This window comes from Paenibacillus qinlingensis, from assembly GCF_031455095.1.
GTDB classification, from domain to species: domain Bacteria; phylum Bacillota; class Bacilli; order Paenibacillales; family NBRC-103111; genus Paenibacillus_E; species Paenibacillus_E qinlingensis_A.
The window spans coordinates 85,280-101,304 of the sequence record NZ_JAVDSB010000014.1 but is presented as its reverse complement, the minus strand read 5'-3'; the positions used below and the strand labels follow the sequence as shown (position 1 = coordinate 101,304).

The window sequence follows — 16,025 nt, the reverse complement described above, 5'->3', positions numbered from 1 at the left end:
TATTGTCGTGATATTGCACGTTCTGTGACACCAATATGAACTAAAAAGTTGTGCGTCTATATGCTATTGTCAATCTGTATACACCATATAGGATGAGTTGATTTTCATATACTTGTAGCAGAAAGAAGGATGGATGATAATGAGCAAAAAACTTCGTATTGGCATTATTGGAACTGGTGGCATTGCTAGGGCCCATGTATCTGCGTATAAAAAGCTAGACTATGTTGAAATTGTTGGCGTGGCAGACGTGATTCCGGGTAAAGCACTCGCATTTACGCAGGCAGAAGGCTTGACGGAAGCGGCTTACTTTGAAAATCATAATGATTTATTGCGCCTAGATTTGGACGGGGTTAGTATCTGTACGCCGAATGTCTCCCACCATGTGACGACTGTTGATTCACTACGTGCTGGTAAGAACGTACTGCTGGAGAAGCCAATGTCAGTAACCCTGCAAGAAGGTATTGATATGACCCAGGCGGCGAAAGAAAGCGGAAAAATGCTAACACTTGGCTTTCAGCCCCGCTATGATCCGAATATGAAGCTATTACAAACGATTGTGCAGTCTGGGCGTCTTGGTAATGTCTATTATGTAGAAACAGGTGGCGGGCGTCGTCGTGGTATGCCAGGAGGGACATTCATCAGTCAAGCGCTGGCGGGAGCAGGGGCGATGGCGGATATTGGCTGTTATTCATTGGACATGGCACTTAACACGTTAGGATACCCTCGTCCACTTACCGTGTCTGCTTTTACGTCCAACCATTTCGGTACAAATGCACGTTACCATCCTGAAGCGAGTAAGTTTGAGGTCGAAGATTTCGGCATCGCCATGGTGCGTTTCGAGAACGACCTTGTGCTGCAGTTCAAAATATCGTGGGCGATGCACATGGATACCCTCGGCCCAACGATGTTCCTCGGTACGGATGCTGGCCTGAAGGTCATGCCGGCAGGTTCTGGACCTTGGTCAGGTGTTTGGGACGGATCCGTTGGTTCCATCACGTTATTTCATGATGAGTTTGGTGGCCATACCTCCACGCCAATTCCGATTGTCGAACATAAATTGAACTTATTTGATCAAAAAGTGCATGATTTCGCTGAAGCTGTGCGAGATGGTCGACCTGCACCCATTCCTGGGGATCAAATTCTCATCCAGCAAGCGATTATTGATGGCGTACTGCGTTCTGCGTCTGCCCGTCGTGAGGTATCAGTCGAGTTGCCATGCTAAATACTTGAAGTTAGAACAGCCAATTCATTGGCTGTTTTTTTTATTGAGAATAAATGTCACACTTAGGCTTCGTCAGTTGTCTTATCTAAGGACGCTTTGTTTGTCTCATGCCATGTTTATTCTTTTACCGAGCATGGTTCACTTGAAGATGAAGAATAATAAGTAGATATGACCGAGATTACTCGTAGTAAGCAGGAGGAGTATTATGGAAAGTTACACCGTGGATCAACCTATTAGCAGTATGGAAGAATTGTATGTCACGTACAAACCTCATTTATTTTCCATTGCTTATCGGATGTTGGGCTCTAGATCTGATGCAGAGGATATGGTGCAAGATTTGTTCATAAGCATGCATGGTTCTCACAATGAAAATATTCATAATATGAAATCGTATTTAAGCAAAATGATGATTAATCGGTGTCTGAATGAATTAAAGTCCGCGCGCAAAAAGAGAATCAGCTACGTTGGTAATTGGCTTCCAGAACCAACTGTGCAACTGAATGAGGATCGTCCATTAGAAAGCGTAGAACGTCATGATACGATTTCATATGCTTTTCTTATTTTGATGGATAAACTTACACCCACAGAGAGGGCTGTGTTTATTCTGAGAGAGGTCTTCGCCTATGAGCATAGTGAAATTAGTGAGATGATTAACAAATCGGAAGTAAACTGCCGTAAGATTTTCAGTCGTGTTAAGAAAAAAGTAGAAGACTCCTCAGAAAACAATGAAATGACAACCCACCATCCGGTTGAAGAAAAGGAACTGGTGACACGATTCATTTCAGCTATATCCAATGGTAATATTCAATCCTTGGTGGACATGTTAACCGAAGATGTCATCTTGTTTGCAGACGGTGGAGGTAAAGTATCAGCAGCAGTTCATCCTATCTTTACAAGAGAACGAGTACTCAAGATATTAAATGCGCTGTCTAGTAATTACTTTCCTGAAACGAAAGCAACGCTTGTTGAGGTTAATGATCAGCCGGGGGTTCTTCTAACGAAAGATGGCAAAACAACCGCAGTTATTTGCTTTGAATGGGATGCCCCTACGAAGACCATTCAACGAATCTACGCGATGTTTAATCCAGACAAACTTCAACATGTCATTAATGGATCATAGATGTTTTACGTCTATTTCGAATACTGCCAATTCCCCATAGAATCAAGGGGATAACTAGATAGACGGCAGGGTAAAAGTAGCTGAGAAGAAACATATTCTTAGTCGTGTACGAAAGCCGGATATGGTGAGTGATATAAATCACAAAGACGAACATGATCACAGTCATCACCCAAGAAATCAACTTCCAATTCTTAAATCCAGTCCACTCCGATAAACCATAACTAAGGATGAACAAGCATACCGCAATTTTAACGAAGGCACCAATCAGCCATAGTGGTATGAAGAAAGCATCGATATTTTGAACGAAATTGAGAATGGATATAAATTTGGTAAGTGAATAGACAGGAGTAACTAATTTAGCAAGCATATTGGGGCCAGTAATGAAGAGAAGTACCAGCGTAGCTAGTAGACCCCATAACATGGATAGAGCAGTCCCCCACAGGATCGCTCTCTTGGCGGTGCGCTTATTCTCAGCGAAAAAGAAAAGCATGAGAATGATGGAGGGGTCTACCATTTGGCTGTACGCCATAAAGGTCCCATTAAGAATATGTTGCCAACCTGAATCTACATAGATGGGCAGCATCCGATTCAACTTCATGTCCTGAGGATTCAAGAATAGCTGTACGAAGAACATGAAGACAAATACAGGACCAATAATCTCAGCACAACGACTAATCGTCGTAAGGCCTCCTTTATGAACCGCATAGGCAACGAGAAATAACATGCATAAGATAATGACAATCATCGGCGTGTTATGGACCAGAACTAAATTTACAAATTCGGCCATACATCTAACAATATTGGTCATTTGCATAAACCATAGCAGGAAATACAGGATGACAACGATTTTACCAATCACAGTGCCCAAGAGATCTTTCATGAAACTGACTAACGTTTTATCTTTATTCTGCATGCATACACGGAGCATGATCCAAGTGATTGCCAGCATGATCATGCTTCCAAGTAGAATGGATATCCAACAATCTTGATACGACTGCTCCGCGGCCAATTGGATGGGGAGGTAGGAAACCAAGATGATGGAAGAAATGGTAACCATCCAAAAGATTTGATAACCACTTATTTTCAAATTCCCCACTCCTTACCCTAATTATTTTAATTGCCCGCCTAGCGTTCCCAAAGAGCGTATTAGTATTTTTGCTTGGACCGTGACGTCGACTTTTTTAAAATTGTCATCCCAATCCTCTTTTTGTGACTTCCACCAGGATGGATATTGACGATGAAGATAAGCGCCAATCCCGAAAACATCGGTTCCCCAATTTTGAACTTTTCCCAGTGTTAGCTGTAATTTTTTTTGGACTTGTTCGTCCACGTATTGCTGGACTTCCAAGATATTGTCTGCTGCGGACATGTCTAATGAAGTAGTATTTTCCAGAAGATAGGCTTGTGCCCTCACCGTTACTGCAACCCGATGAGAATCATTATCACTTACGGATTGAAAGTGGCTCCTAAGATGCGTTAAGCGAAATGATAAGATACCGGTGCCGTCCTTCCAAGTAATCGTAAGACCTTGTGATTTTTCTTTACCAGATATCCAAGCAACGTCGGAGCCTTCCGCATCGTCCAATAAGCCACTGACTTTCAGATTTTTGTTCAAGATGGCATATCCGGAAAATATGGCAAGAGGCTCCTCTTTTTTTGTGTTTACCTTCCTATTCTTGATCTGAAAAGTGGGCACAAGAGAACGGTGTTCTTCAGAGACATTGTCGATAATAAATTGTCTGGTTGAGAAATTCCTCATTCCGTTGATTTGAATCTCTTTTCCAGCAGCGATGCTGGATAGATTCTCTAATGGATGCTTAAGGAGAAGGAAATCCTTGGCACTGCTGCCTTTAATCATGAGCGTAATGTCTCGTTGATTATTTGCTGGGTCTCTGCCCAACTTATCAAATAATTTGCTTATATCATTCTTATTGAAAAATTCTTCGCTGATCGCGATCAATATACGATGGCTCGTCATCAATCTACGGGACATATCTCTTTGAATTTTCTCAGTTGCTTCAAATACATCCTTACCTTGTGCCGTCATGACGAAGAAACTATCCGCATTACCGGTTCCCCCACTTTTGGGGGCATTCATCTGAGAGGGAATTGCGATCTGATGGCTAACTTCAATGTTCCCGTTCTCCACATGATCAATGGCTGTCCCTACGACAAAAGCCAATTGATTGGGCTCGACGAAATCGGTGCAGCCGGTGAAAAACACGATGAGAAAGAGAGAAAAGCACGTCTGACTGAGAACTCGAATCATGTTGAACGTCCTTTCTTGTTGCGACCGTTCTTCATCCAGAAGGGATAACGGATGAGCATGTCTTTAATCCGTTTGCCATCGAATGGAGCTACTGGGCTTAAGTAAGGCGTTCCAAAGGATTCGAGTGATACTAAATGGATCAACAAGAAGATAATACCAAAAGCAAAACCTACGAAGCCGAGCATGCCTGAGATGCCTAGCATAAGATACCGGATCAATCGGAAAGGAAGCGTGGCGCTATACCTCGGAATCGTATAAGCAGCGACGCCTGTTAAAGAAATAACGATAATGATTGGCGTCGAGATGATGCCGGCTTCAACAGCGGCTTGTCCAATGACCAAAGCGCCGATAATACTGACGACGGGCCCGAGTTGATTGGGGAGATGAACACCAGCCTCTTGTAAACCATCGAAAACAAACATCATAAGGAACACTTCAATAACGGTGGGGAATGGCGTATTTTCCCTTGCCGTTGCGATGCCAATCATGAGGTAATTCGGGACCATTTCGGGATGGAACGTTGTTAGTGCGACGTAAATAGCTGGTAAGGCAAATGAAATGAACGTCATAATGTATCGGATCATCCGAGTGATGATAACAAAGATAAACCGCTCGAAATAGTCGTCTGCTGATTGCAGACCGGACCAGAGAGTAATAGGGAGAATTAGCGCGAAGGGAGTTCCATTCGTCATGATGGCGAGCTTACCCTCTACTAAACTTGCGGCAACAATATCAGGTCTCTCCGTATTCTGGATCTGTGGGAAGATAGAGAAAGAACTATCCTCGAGCCATTCTTCGATATAAGCAGAATCAATGACACCATCTAGCTCAATTTTGCCTAATTTCTCTCTGACTTCAGATAATACTTTTTCATTTGCGAGCCCTTTTATATAGGTAAGAACGACTTCGGTTTGTGTGTATGTACCAACCGTAAAGGATTCCATTTTCAGAAGCGGGTGAATAATTCGTCGTCTAATCAATGTCGTATTCGTGCGAATATTCTCGACAAAGCCTTCCTTGGAGCCCCGTAAGGTTGCTTCCTTCATTGGCTCTTGAATACCTCTAGTCTCGTAACCTTGAACCTGTGCTATGAGGGCAGAAGCTTCACCATTCACCAAGATGCCTATGCTGCCCTGTAGGACATGTTTGACCAAATCAGCAAAGGATGTGTCGGTCTTTACATCGGTTAAAGGCAACCATTCACGTTTGAACATTTCAGTCAGTGATTGTAAGCGATCAATACCTTGTGGCAGACCGTTATAGAGTAGTGGCTTTAGCAGGTTATCCTCAACGCCCTGTAATCGCGTCATTCCGTCCAAATATACGAGTAAGAGCTGGGTTTCATCCATTAATATAAATGAGCGCATAACAAAGTCTGAGCAATCACTAAATTGTTCAGTGAGATAGGCTTTGTTTACTTCCAAATGCGCGCTTATTGTACTCATAGATAATCCCCCTCGTGCCAGTATCTCTGAGATATTATGAGCAGAGGGACGGGCAATTATGCAGATTTTGGTATGAATAAAGAGAACAGGAGCATAAAAAAGAACCCTTTGCAGGGTTCTTTGTAAAAAGCGTATCGCTTAGCTCAAGCCAGCTTTTGTAAGTCCAAATGCTACGTCTGCAGAACCAGGTACATTCTTGAATGCAATGTTAATGCGATTCCAAGCATTGATGGACATGACAGAGAAAGTCAGATCAGAAAGTTCTTTTTCCGAATACTGTTCACGAACACGGTTATACAATTCATCAGGAACACCATGCTCAGGCAGGTTAGTCAGGACTTCCGTCCAAGCCAACGCAGCTCGCTCACGTGGAGAGAACAGCGTGGATTCGCGCCAGATCGAAATGTGGTAGAGACGAAGCTCGCCTTCCCCGTGAATCTTAGCTTGCTTGATGTGCATATCCAAGCAGAATCCACAGCCATTCATCTGAGAAGCTCTAATGTGAACAAGATGAAGAATCTTCTCTTCTACAGCACTTTGCTGTTCTGCGGTGCTGAATTCTAACATTTTTTTGAAAAACTCCGGTGATTGTTGCATATAATTTATACGTTGTGCCATTTGTATTACCTCCTATTTGTTTTGACACTTATAAGACAATTGGCACCTCTCAAGTGTGACATCATCGATATAATTATATTTTACATCTATTAATAGCAACGGTTTTTAACGGGGGAAACAGTTTCCATTAGGCAGGAGGTTCATAGTGAAGTATCATTTAGAACAGGGTGATATCATATGTTCATTTCTCCTATGATGCTGTACAATGCCAAGAATAATAAGCCATTTTACAGTAAGAATCATATAGCAGAATTAAAATTAGATGGTTTACGTTGTATTCTCTCCAACATGGATAAGCTGTATGTGTATACGAAGCGCAATGATTTAATTACGCATAAATTCCCAGAATTACTTAGATGTCCTGTACCTGAAGGCACCGTACTTGATGGTGAATTACTTATACTAGATGATCAAGGGAAACCAGACTATGAAGCGATGTCCGCGAGGTTTTTATCTAAGAAGAATAAGAAACCTGTGGTTTTTTGTGCTTTTGACATTATGCGCTACAAAGGAATTGACGTCACGGGATTAAATTTACTTGAGCGTAAAGAGTTGTTAGACAAAGCGTTTACTGAAAATGAGACATATAAAAAGATTGAAATGTACGAGGGAAATGCGATCGATTATTTTGAACAGGTTCGGTTGCGAGGAATGGAAGGCATTATTATTAAATCAAAAAAAGAGAATTCAACATACGAAATCAACAAACGTTCGATCCAATGGCAAAAGGTTATCAATTGGACGTATGCTGATGTGTATATTTCTGGTTATAGAAAAAATAATTTTGCTTTATTAGCCTCGATTGATGCAGCTGACGGTACTAAGTTTCCAGTAGGCATTATTGAATCAGGTCTCTCCACCACGCACCAGAACGTGATTGAGCGCGTGAAGAAACGACTGGTCTTCAAGGAAGACAAGAATTTTGCCTATATGGAACCGCGGATAATGGCTAGAATTAAGACGAGAAGCTGGACCCAAAGCGGCAGACTACGTTCACCGGAATTTATGGAATTTGTTATCTAATCATACAGACAATAAAGTTTATAGAGACTAAGTCCACCTAGTAGCAAAGTGGATTCGGTCTTTTTTTTGTGGATTCGCATACCCTTTCATTTACATAATCTACATGGATCTAGTGCAAAATAGCCATACAATTGAAATGTCAGGACTATGGTGAGTTCGTTCATGTTTTCCTTTAAAAATTTACTATTAAGAAAAACCAAACCCACTGTCAAACAGCCAGCCCCAAAAGAAACTAAATCATTTCACTTCGCAGCTGATTTGAATCAAATGAACACACAGTTCCAAGACACATTTCGCATGTTTCCTGATTTCGTGAGCAGAGAATTAGTGAATGAGGTTACGTTTGGCGTTTTTTATCTCGGTAATTTGGTGGATGCGGAGCTTCTCATCGAAGAAATTCTGAATCGATTATTGCATCATGAAGACATGTCTTCACCTGAAAAGTTAGTAAATCTACTGCCCATCGGTCAGTTGCTGCTTGACGATAATTGGTATCGTATGCAGCAGTATATTTTGCAAGGCTGGACGTATATCCACATCAACGGATATCCATGCGGGATTTTGGTTAATACCACGAAACGAAGAGAACGAGCCTTAACTAGACCGGAAAATGAAAGTCAGATCCTAGGACCGCAAATTGCTTTTACGGAAAATATGGAGACCAATGTAGCGCTGATTCATCAATATTTGCCGAACCCTGATCTATGCGAAATCGCGATGAATGTGGGTGAGAATACTCAGACGAGTATCCGTATTATTTATTTGAGAAATCGAGCCGATTTAGAAATGGTTACTCATATATATAACTCGATTGATGCGTTACATCTTGAGGCGCTATTGGACGCAACGATTTTAGCGCAATGGCTGGAAGATAATCCAAGCTCGGCTTTTCCGCAAATGATTACCACAGAACGAGTGGATAGGGCAATATTTCCCCTCTTGGAGGGGAAGGTTGTGATTACAGTTAGTGGTAGTCCCCAGGTAATCATTTGTCCTAACACATTTTTTGATTTTTTCAAATCAATTGAAGATTACTATTTTAGATGGAGCACAGGGTTGTTTTTCCGAGGATTGCGAATTATGGGGATTGCTATTTCTCTATTTGCTACCGCAACGTATGTCGCGGCACTTACATACCATTACGAGATTATTCCACAGGCACTCCTTGTCCCCCTGGCTCAATCACGTGCAAGAGTACCTTTTCCTCCCCTCGTAGAAGCACTGATGTTGGAAATGATTATTCAGCTCCTAAGTGAAGCTGGTGCGAGATTGCCCTCCAAAGTAGGTCAAACGATGGGGATTGTTGGCGGTATTGTTATTGGACAGGCTGCGGTACAAGCCGGGTTCACTAGCAATATTTTAATCATCATCGTGGCATTAAGCGCTTTATCTTCGTTTATAACTCCAGTGTTTGCTATGGCGAATGCGATTCGAATTATTCGGTTTCCTATTATCCTATCCGCGGGTATAATGGGCGGCTTAGGTATCGTGGTAAGCGTCGCTTTATTAATTTTACATTTGCTTCGACAATCAAGTCTGGGACAACCGTATTTCTATCCTCCTTATACAATTGAAAATAAAAACAACCGAGACGGTCTCATTAGGGTCCCTTACAAACTAGCATCGAAACGATCCGTATTTGCTAATACGGGGGAGAATACCCCGAAGGGAACCAAGGATATCGATGAGTAAAACACAACAATCGTATATGTATAGCTCCTTTTTACTCATGTTTATTATCCATGATGCTCAGATTGGGGTAGGACTGCCCGGTTACCAAAGAATTGTGTTTGGTATGGCAGGCCATGATGCCTGGATTTCGGCCCTAATTGCTGGTTTCGTCACACAGCTTGTGGTCTGGTTGATGATCAAAACGTTGATGAAATTTGAAAATAAAGACCTCTATGACATTCATTTGCTAATCTATGGGAAAACAATAGGTCATGTGGCAAATATCATCTATCTGGTTTATTTCTTAGTTGCAACCATTATTGTGTTGCGCAATTACGTCGAAATGATTCAGGTCTGGTTATTTCCTAACGCTCCACAATGGTTGCTATCTTTATTGATTGCAAGCGTCGTCTTTTATGGGGTAAATGGGGGGTTACGAACGATTGTAGGCTCATGCGTCATGTTTGTGATTATAACGGTTTGGCTGCTATTTCTTCTTTATTTTCCTTTGAGATATGCGGAGTGGACAGGTGTGTTACCCATAATGGAAACGGATCTAAAGCATCTTAGTAGGGGGGTGCTTTCGATGTCTTTCACAATGGCCGGATTTGAAATCGTTTATTTTATTTACGCTTATGCCAAAGATAAGTCCAAAGTCCAACGATATACGCAACTTGGAATTATGAGTGTCACGTTTGTGTATACAGCCGTCATGTTTGTTTCGATCGTGTTTTTCAGCGGGGGAGAGCTCCTGAAGACAGATTGGGCTACGTTTACGATGCTGAAGATTATCAAATTTCCGTTCTTAGAACGGTTTGAGTATATCGGTGTTAGTCTGTGGCTCTTAGTCATTCTGCCGAATCTGCTCATGTATAGTTGGGCGGCGACGAAAGGACTCAAACGTACATTTTCTTGGAAGCAAAAGTACTGGTTGTATATTTTCATCGCCGTAGTATGGATGGCTTCTTCTTTTATTGACTCCCGCACGCAGGTAGATCAAATGAATAATATTTTCGCAAAATGGGCGGTCTATATCGTTTATGTGTATCCTGTTATCCTGTTTGGCATGGTTCATTTTTACTTGTGGAGACAGAAGAAGGGGAGACAACCTGACCCTGAGGTGATCACGTGAAAAGATTCAATGTCATTGTCTTTGTGTTAATCGTTTTCCTTACAGCTACAGGCTTGCGTTTAGAGAAAAATGTGTTGGAGAAGTTAGGGATGGCGATTGCAGTTGGGTATGATCATAGGGAAGGAGATAAAATTAATTCTACCTATGTGATCCATCAGATTGATCCGAACTCCAAATCCTCTGTCATGACAATCACCGCTGAGGGGCTGACAAGCAAAGGTGCTCGTGTGGCTGTGAACCGCAAGTCAAATAAGAAGATCGTTTCTGGTCAATTGCGAGTTGCCATTTATGATTATAAACTTGCGCAGTCAGGACTTCTACCATTGGTTGATACCTTGTTTCGGGATGCCTCCATTGCCAGTACGGTTTATATGGCTGTTAGTAGAGACAGTACAGAAGATCTATTGAAGCATAAATATCCACAGTTCCCGGATGTTGGAACTTTTATCGTAGACAGCATTCACCAGAATATTATAGATGAACAGATGGTGTCAGGCACACTGCATGAATTCCTCTCCGCCTTATATTCTACCGCAGACCCCATGGTACCGGTTCTACAAAGAAATGGGGATACCGTAGAATTGAAAGACGTGGCTGTATTCAATGGTGATAAAATGGTGGGTACTATCGATCCCAAAGAAGCATTCTTCCTCAAGACGATACGGGATCGTTATAAGGCGGGGAGTATCGAATTGTCCTTGGACACGAATCAATTGGGGGATATTGCGAAGAATGTTAAAGATAAAACCGTGCGAGTTGTTGTGGAGAATATAGCTAGTGATAGTACGAAAAAGCTAATTAGCCTATACCCTCTTAAATTTCAAGTTGCCATTAAAATGAAGGGCGTGCTGACGGAAACGTCGGAGCAGTTTGATCTTGGTCAAGCTAAAGTTATTGAAGCTCTGCAAAAGCAAATGAATAAACAAGCTGAGGAACATATTCAAACGCTATTAAAGAAATTAACAGCCCTGGGCTCGGACCCAATCGGATTTGGAGAAATTTATCGGAGTCAGGTGTACCGCTCCAATCTAACGAGCGATGTATGGCATGAGATGTATCCCACGGCCTCTTATGATGTGAATGTCGATATGCGAATTGTGAGATTGGGTCAAATACAATGAGTAATAAAAAGATTGCCAACCAAACTGTAACCTGATAGTATACACTTAATCGAATATGAACCTTCGGGGCAGGGTGCAATTCCCTACCGGCGGTGAGGATACCTGTGTGTATCTCCAGCCCGCGACTCCTAACCAGCATTGGTTGGGACTGACTTGGTGTAATTCCAAGGCCGACGGTATAGTCCGGATGGGAGAAGGTGAAGAACAGCTTGTTAAATTTTCACGAATTTAACAGGTCTGTTTGTCAATGCCCCCGTTGAAATGAACGGGGGCATTGTTTCTTCGAGAAGGTTCAATTCAGACCGTTCACTAGGAGGTTGTTGAATTGGAAAATGTATTTAAGTTTGGAAGTAAGGGTGCGACGTCCCAGTCAATTCGTACAGGTATGAGCGGGATTTGGTATGTAGCGCTCGGCGCCACCCTGTGGGGATTGGATCCGCTCTTTCGGATCCTCTTGTTAAAAAGCTTGACCTCAGCGCAAATCGTATTCATTGAACATGTTTTATTAGCCATTTATGCTGTACCTATCCTGATCAAGTATCGCAGGACGTTAACTGGCAAGCTATCTCTGGCCGTCATAGGAGCTCTGCTCTTCATCTCCTGGGGAGGATCGGCTATCGCTACCATTCTCTTCACTGCGGCTTTCTCTCACGGAAGTGCCAATGCCATCTTACTCCTGCAAAAATTACAGCCCTTATTCGCAATTATATTAGCACGTGTTTTATTAAAAGAAACATTGCCTTCGAAGTTTTTCGGATACATTGTTGTGGCACTGTTAGGTACTTATCTGTTGACGTTTGGTCTCGGTTTGCCTGACATGGGCTTGAAGGATTTAGGTACCATCTCCTGCTTATTTTCCATTCTGGCAGCCGTATTATGGGGCGGTTCAACCGTGATGGGGAAATACTTGCTTCAGCAAAAATTAAATTTCCCAATTGTCACTTCACTTCGCTTCTTGCTGGCCCTCCCGTTATTAACGGTTGTGCTTGTAGTAAGCGGCGATCATTGGCAGTTGAACGGTTCAAGCAGCGGACTAACGATCATCGCAGTAAACCTGCTGTTCCAAGCCTTTTTCCCTGGATTGCTCAGCATGCTGCTTTACTATAAAGGTTTATCATCGACGAAAGCGTTCTTTGCTACGCTAGCTGAACTTGCATTCCCTGCTGTTGGTGTATGCATGAATTGGCTTGTATTTGGCCAAAAGCTGACGATAGGGCAATTGCTCGGTTTCATCCTGATTTGGTTGACCTTATGGTTTATGAGTCAGCAAAACCGGGTTAAAAATTTACACTAGTCAAATAATGGCAGATGTTTTAAGCTTGACTCATTGATGTAATGAGGAGGGCTATTCTGGATGGAAATTAAATTATTCAAAGCATTATGGGGCATGGAGGGTTCTCTGGAGTCCCAGTTCGAGCGTATTGCAACTGCGGGTTATGACGGCATTGAGGCACCTATGCCGACTCTAACCGACGAGGATCAGTTCAGAAAACTATTAGAAGCGTATCATATGGACTATATCGCCATGGTCTTTACTGAAGGCCCTCATCATATTGCTTCGTTTGAGGAACAAGTGGCACGTGCGGTTTCTTTTCGTCCCGTCAGCATAACTTCACATAGCGCGAAGGATGCTATGCCATTCGAAGAGCAAGTCGAATACTTCCGTGAAGCAGCTGCCATTGAGCAGAAATGCGGGATTGCTATTGGCCATGAGACTCACCGCGGCAGAGCGTTGTACAATCCTTGGGAAACTGGCAGACTGCTGGATGCCGTGCCTGGGCTCAAGCTGACAGCGGATTACAGCCATTGGTGTTGTGTAACTGAGACTACCTTGGAGAATCAAGAGGAGAATCTACGCAAGTCTTTCCCCCGTGTCCAGCATATACATGGTCGTGTAGGTTATGCTCAAGGACCGCAAGTGCCAGACCCAAGAGCGCCAGAATACGCACACGAATTGCAGCGGCACATGAGCTGGTGGGATAGCATCGTTCAAGCGAAGAAGGAGTCCGGCCAAACTATGATAACCTATACGCCAGAGTTTGGACCTCCAGGTTATTTGCATACCTTGCCATTTACGAACCAACCGGTAGCGGATTTATGGGAAGTATGCCTCTGGATGGGAAAACAGTTCAAAGGACAATATAAGAGTATCTAATCCTATTACTCTCTGTTGAAGGTACAATCATGCTAAGCAAATTACAGAAAATGCCTGCCTCGCGACTGATTGTGATCGCCTATGTCATTGGCATATTTTTAATTGCTATCCTTTTAAAATTACCTATTAGCTTGCAACCGGGCGCCACAATCTCTTTTGTGGACGCCCTCTTTACTTCCGCCAGTGCTGTCAGCGTGACAGGGCTCACGACGGTAGGGATCAAAGATACGTTAAGCGGTTTCGGTATTGGCGTATTAATCGTTGCTTTTCAATTCGGTGGTATCGGCGTCATGACGCTGGGGAGCTTTTATTGGTTATTGCTCGGGCAGGAGATCGGATTGCTGCAGCGCAAGATGATTATGATTGACCAGAATCGCAACAATTTATCTGGGCTCGTTCAGTTAATGAAGCTAGTGCTGGTCTTTACGCTGATGCTTGAGGCGATTAGTACACTCGCTTTTGGCTTGTATTTTTATTTCGCTGGGGAACACGGATCCATATGGAGCGCCTTGTACTATGGCATGTTTCATACCATTTCAGCGTTTACGAATGCAGGATTTGATTTGTTCGGCAATTCTTTACTCGACTATTCGGGAGATTATTTCGTGCAGGCACTCACCATGCTCTTGATTGTATTAGGCGGAATTGGGTTTCCAGTGCTTGCTGAGCTGCGAGAGTATTTGTGGGGTGGCCATAAAAATTTCCGGTTCTCCTTGTTTACGAAGCTTACTATCCTAACAACTTCAGTGTTGTTAGTGTTCGGAGCGATCGGATTTTGGTTAACGGAGCGAACGCATGCGCTGGCAGGTATGAGTTGGCATGGGAAGATATTAAGCTCATTATTCATGTCTGTTACTTCTCGCAGTGCAGGGCTGACAACGATTGATATTTCTACGATAACGGAGGCAAGCTTATTGCTTGTATCTATATTAATGTTTATAGGCGCAAGCCCCTCCAGTATGGGGGGCGGTGTTCGGACAACGACAGTAGCCGTTATCGTATTAACACTTGTTGCTTATGCTCGTGGGGAGAAGGAGCCGAAAGTGTTTGGCCGGATGATTAGTCAAGAGGACTCCCTCAAGAGCTTTGTGTTTTTTTTAACGGGGATTGCACTGCTCCTCGGAGGAATGTTTGTGCTTCTCATGGCAGAGCCGGATCGTTGGGGGGTATCTGCTATCTTATTTGAGGTAGCCTCGGCATTTGGTACGTGCGGTTTGTCCACGGGAATTACAGGAGATTTGGGCAGTGTTAGTAAAATCACATTGATCGTGCTCATGTTTATCGGAAGGATTGGTTTATTTCTGTTCTACACCTTATTTACCAACGGAAAGAAGAAACCTCTCATCCGTTATCCCGAAGAAAAGCTGATCATTGGATAAATAGCAGCCAGATACGTAGGAATGGAAATTTTTTGAATATCCTATGTTGTAAGATGTTATAATAAGATAAAACGCAGCCTAGGATTATCCTGTGGCTGTTTTTGTATTTGAATTCTGGGGGATTTTGACTACTAAAGTCGAATTCACAAATAATTTACCCAGGAAAGTGAAACGTGATTGAATTTCATGCGTATCAGATAAGGGAGTTCACTAAAACAGGTAAGCGAAGGGAGGTGGCCTCGTTGACAATCAGTTTAGTCAAAGGTCAAAAGATTGATTTAACCAAAGGTAACGCAGGTCTTTCTAAAGTTGTGGTTGGATTGGGTTGGGATCCTGCAGTTGTTGAGAAGAAGGGGTTCTTCGGCTCAAAGAAATCGGCAGTCGAGATCGATTGTGACGCTTCCGTGATTTTATTGGATGAAAAGGGTAAAATAACGAACCAGAAACATGTGATTTATTTTGCTAATCTACAAAGCCCTGATGGTTCCGTTGTTCACTCTGGTGACAACCGTACCGGCGATGGCGCTGGAGACGATGAGACGATTTCTATTAATTTAGGACAAGTTCCCGCTGATGTGAGCAAAATCGCATTCGTCGTGAATATTTATGACTGTGTGAATAGAAAGCAAGATTTCGGTCTCATTCAATCTGCCTATATCCGTGTATTGAATGGTGCAAATCAACAGGAGTTGGTTAAGTTTAACTTAACTGACGATTATTCAGGCAAATCATCCCTCATTGTTGGTGAAATTTACCGACACGGCGGCGAATGGAAATTCAGTGCAATTGGTGAAGGCAGTACAGATACAACGATCGGACAATTGGTCAAAAGATATCAATAATGGCACAGCCAAATCCTATATAAAGAGA

The 16,025-nt window shown here is 42.8% G+C and carries 14 protein-coding genes and 1 riboswitch; of the genes, 10 read left to right on the top strand and 4 right to left on the bottom strand.

The features are described from left to right. Positions 1 to 139 precede the first annotated feature (139 nt). Positions 140 to 1,222 carry a Gfo/Idh/MocA family protein gene (locus tag J2736_RS26455; protein WP_310501589.1) on the top strand — a complete coding sequence of 361 codons (1,083 nt, stop codon included), beginning with the start codon at positions 140 to 142 and terminating at the stop codon, positions 1,220 to 1,222. A gap of 205 nt (positions 1,223 to 1,427) precedes the next feature. After that, positions 1,428 to 2,342, top strand: coding sequence for an RNA polymerase sigma-70 factor (locus J2736_RS26450; protein ID WP_310501588.1), 915 nt, complete (start codon positions 1,428 to 1,430; stop codon positions 2,340 to 2,342). Here the strand turns inward: J2736_RS26450 and J2736_RS26445 are convergent. The 4 genes from J2736_RS26445 to J2736_RS26430 all read right to left on the bottom strand — a co-directional run bounded on the left by J2736_RS26445 (position 2,329) and on the right by J2736_RS26430 (position 6,674). Next, a complete protein-coding gene (locus tag J2736_RS26445) occupies positions 2,329 to 3,429 on the bottom strand; it encodes a GerAB/ArcD/ProY family transporter (RefSeq protein ID WP_310501587.1) in 1,101 nt (366 codons plus the stop codon). The genes J2736_RS26450 and J2736_RS26445 overlap by 14 nt on opposite strands. 21 nt (positions 3,430 to 3,450) lie before the next feature. Continuing rightward, positions 3,451 to 4,611 (bottom strand): Ger(x)C family spore germination protein, encoded by a 1,161-nt coding sequence (locus tag J2736_RS26440; protein ID WP_310501586.1) that lies wholly within the window; start codon positions 4,609 to 4,611, stop codon positions 3,451 to 3,453. Then, the gene (locus J2736_RS26435; RefSeq protein ID WP_310501585.1) at positions 4,608 to 6,056 is read right to left on the bottom strand and encodes a spore germination protein; all 1,449 of its coding nucleotides are present in this window, start codon (positions 6,054 to 6,056) and stop codon (positions 4,608 to 4,610) included. Before J2736_RS26435 ends, J2736_RS26440 begins: the two co-directional genes overlap by 4 nt. Before the next feature lie 138 nt (positions 6,057 to 6,194). Further along, positions 6,195 to 6,674 carry a carboxymuconolactone decarboxylase family protein gene (locus tag J2736_RS26430; RefSeq protein ID WP_310501584.1) on the bottom strand — a complete coding sequence of 160 codons (480 nt, stop codon included), beginning with the start codon at positions 6,672 to 6,674 and terminating at the stop codon, positions 6,195 to 6,197. Between the two features lie 177 nt (positions 6,675 to 6,851). Between J2736_RS26430 and J2736_RS26425 the strand changes: the two genes are divergently transcribed. The 8 genes from J2736_RS26425 to J2736_RS26390 all read left to right on the top strand — a co-directional run bounded on the left by J2736_RS26425 (position 6,852) and on the right by J2736_RS26390 (position 15,997). Next, a complete protein-coding gene (locus J2736_RS26425) occupies positions 6,852 to 7,697 on the top strand; it encodes an ATP-dependent DNA ligase (protein ID WP_310501583.1) in 846 nt (281 codons plus the stop codon). Positions 7,698 to 7,859: 162 nt separating this feature from the next. Next, positions 7,860 to 9,389, top strand: coding sequence for a spore germination protein (locus tag J2736_RS26420; protein ID WP_310501582.1), 1,530 nt, complete (start codon positions 7,860 to 7,862; stop codon positions 9,387 to 9,389). Further along, positions 9,382 to 10,500, top strand: a complete 1,119-nt coding sequence (locus tag J2736_RS26415; protein ID WP_310501581.1) for a GerAB/ArcD/ProY family transporter — start codon at positions 9,382 to 9,384, stop codon at positions 10,498 to 10,500. Before J2736_RS26420 ends, J2736_RS26415 begins: the two co-directional genes overlap by 8 nt. Continuing rightward, entirely contained in the window at positions 10,497 to 11,621 is a 1,125-nt protein-coding gene (locus J2736_RS26410) for a Ger(x)C family spore germination protein (protein ID WP_310501580.1), read from the top strand. The genes J2736_RS26415 and J2736_RS26410 overlap by 4 nt, the downstream gene beginning before the upstream one ends. A gap of 55 nt (positions 11,622 to 11,676) precedes the next feature. After that, a riboswitch (FMN riboswitch) is annotated at positions 11,677 to 11,824 on the top strand. A gap of 182 nt (positions 11,825 to 12,006) precedes the next feature. After that, positions 12,007 to 12,915 carry a DMT family transporter gene (locus tag J2736_RS26405; protein WP_310501646.1) on the top strand — a complete coding sequence of 303 codons (909 nt, stop codon included), beginning with the start codon at positions 12,007 to 12,009 and terminating at the stop codon, positions 12,913 to 12,915. 60 nt (positions 12,916 to 12,975) lie between these two features. After that, positions 12,976 to 13,776, top strand: coding sequence for a sugar phosphate isomerase/epimerase family protein (locus J2736_RS26400; RefSeq protein WP_310501579.1), 801 nt, complete (start codon positions 12,976 to 12,978; stop codon positions 13,774 to 13,776). 29 nt (positions 13,777 to 13,805) lie between these two features. Further along, the gene (locus tag J2736_RS26395) at positions 13,806 to 15,155 is read left to right on the top strand and encodes a TrkH family potassium uptake protein (protein ID WP_310501578.1); all 1,350 of its coding nucleotides are present in this window, start codon (positions 13,806 to 13,808) and stop codon (positions 15,153 to 15,155) included. Positions 15,156 to 15,397: 242 nt separating this feature from the next. Beyond that, positions 15,398 to 15,997, top strand: coding sequence for a TerD family protein (locus J2736_RS26390; RefSeq protein ID WP_310501577.1), 600 nt, complete (start codon positions 15,398 to 15,400; stop codon positions 15,995 to 15,997). Positions 15,998 to 16,025: the final 28 nt, after the last annotated feature.

Coding starts and splice junctions, on each gene's coding strand:
- J2736_RS26455 (WP_310501589.1), top strand. CDS start 140: ATGAGCAAAAAACTTCGTATTGGCATTATTGGAACTGGTGGCATTGCT.
- J2736_RS26450 (WP_310501588.1), top strand. CDS start 1,428: ATGGAAAGTTACACCGTGGATCAACCTATTAGCAGTATGGAAGAATTG.
- J2736_RS26440 (WP_310501586.1), bottom strand. CDS start 4,611: ATGATTCGAGTTCTCAGTCAGACGTGCTTTTCTCTCTTTCTCATCGTG.
- J2736_RS26435 (WP_310501585.1), bottom strand. CDS start 6,056: ATGAGTACAATAAGCGCGCATTTGGAAGTAAACAAAGCCTATCTCACT.
- J2736_RS26430 (WP_310501584.1), bottom strand. CDS start 6,674: ATGGCACAACGTATAAATTATATGCAACAATCACCGGAGTTTTTCAAA.
- J2736_RS26425 (WP_310501583.1), top strand. CDS start 6,852: ATGTTCATTTCTCCTATGATGCTGTACAATGCCAAGAATAATAAGCCA.
- J2736_RS26420 (WP_310501582.1), top strand. CDS start 7,860: ATGTTTTCCTTTAAAAATTTACTATTAAGAAAAACCAAACCCACTGTC.
- J2736_RS26415 (WP_310501581.1), top strand. CDS start 9,382: ATGAGTAAAACACAACAATCGTATATGTATAGCTCCTTTTTACTCATG.
- J2736_RS26405 (WP_310501646.1), top strand. CDS start 12,007: ATGAGCGGGATTTGGTATGTAGCGCTCGGCGCCACCCTGTGGGGATTG.
- J2736_RS26400 (WP_310501579.1), top strand. CDS start 12,976: ATGGAAATTAAATTATTCAAAGCATTATGGGGCATGGAGGGTTCTCTG.
- J2736_RS26395 (WP_310501578.1), top strand. CDS start 13,806: ATGCTAAGCAAATTACAGAAAATGCCTGCCTCGCGACTGATTGTGATC.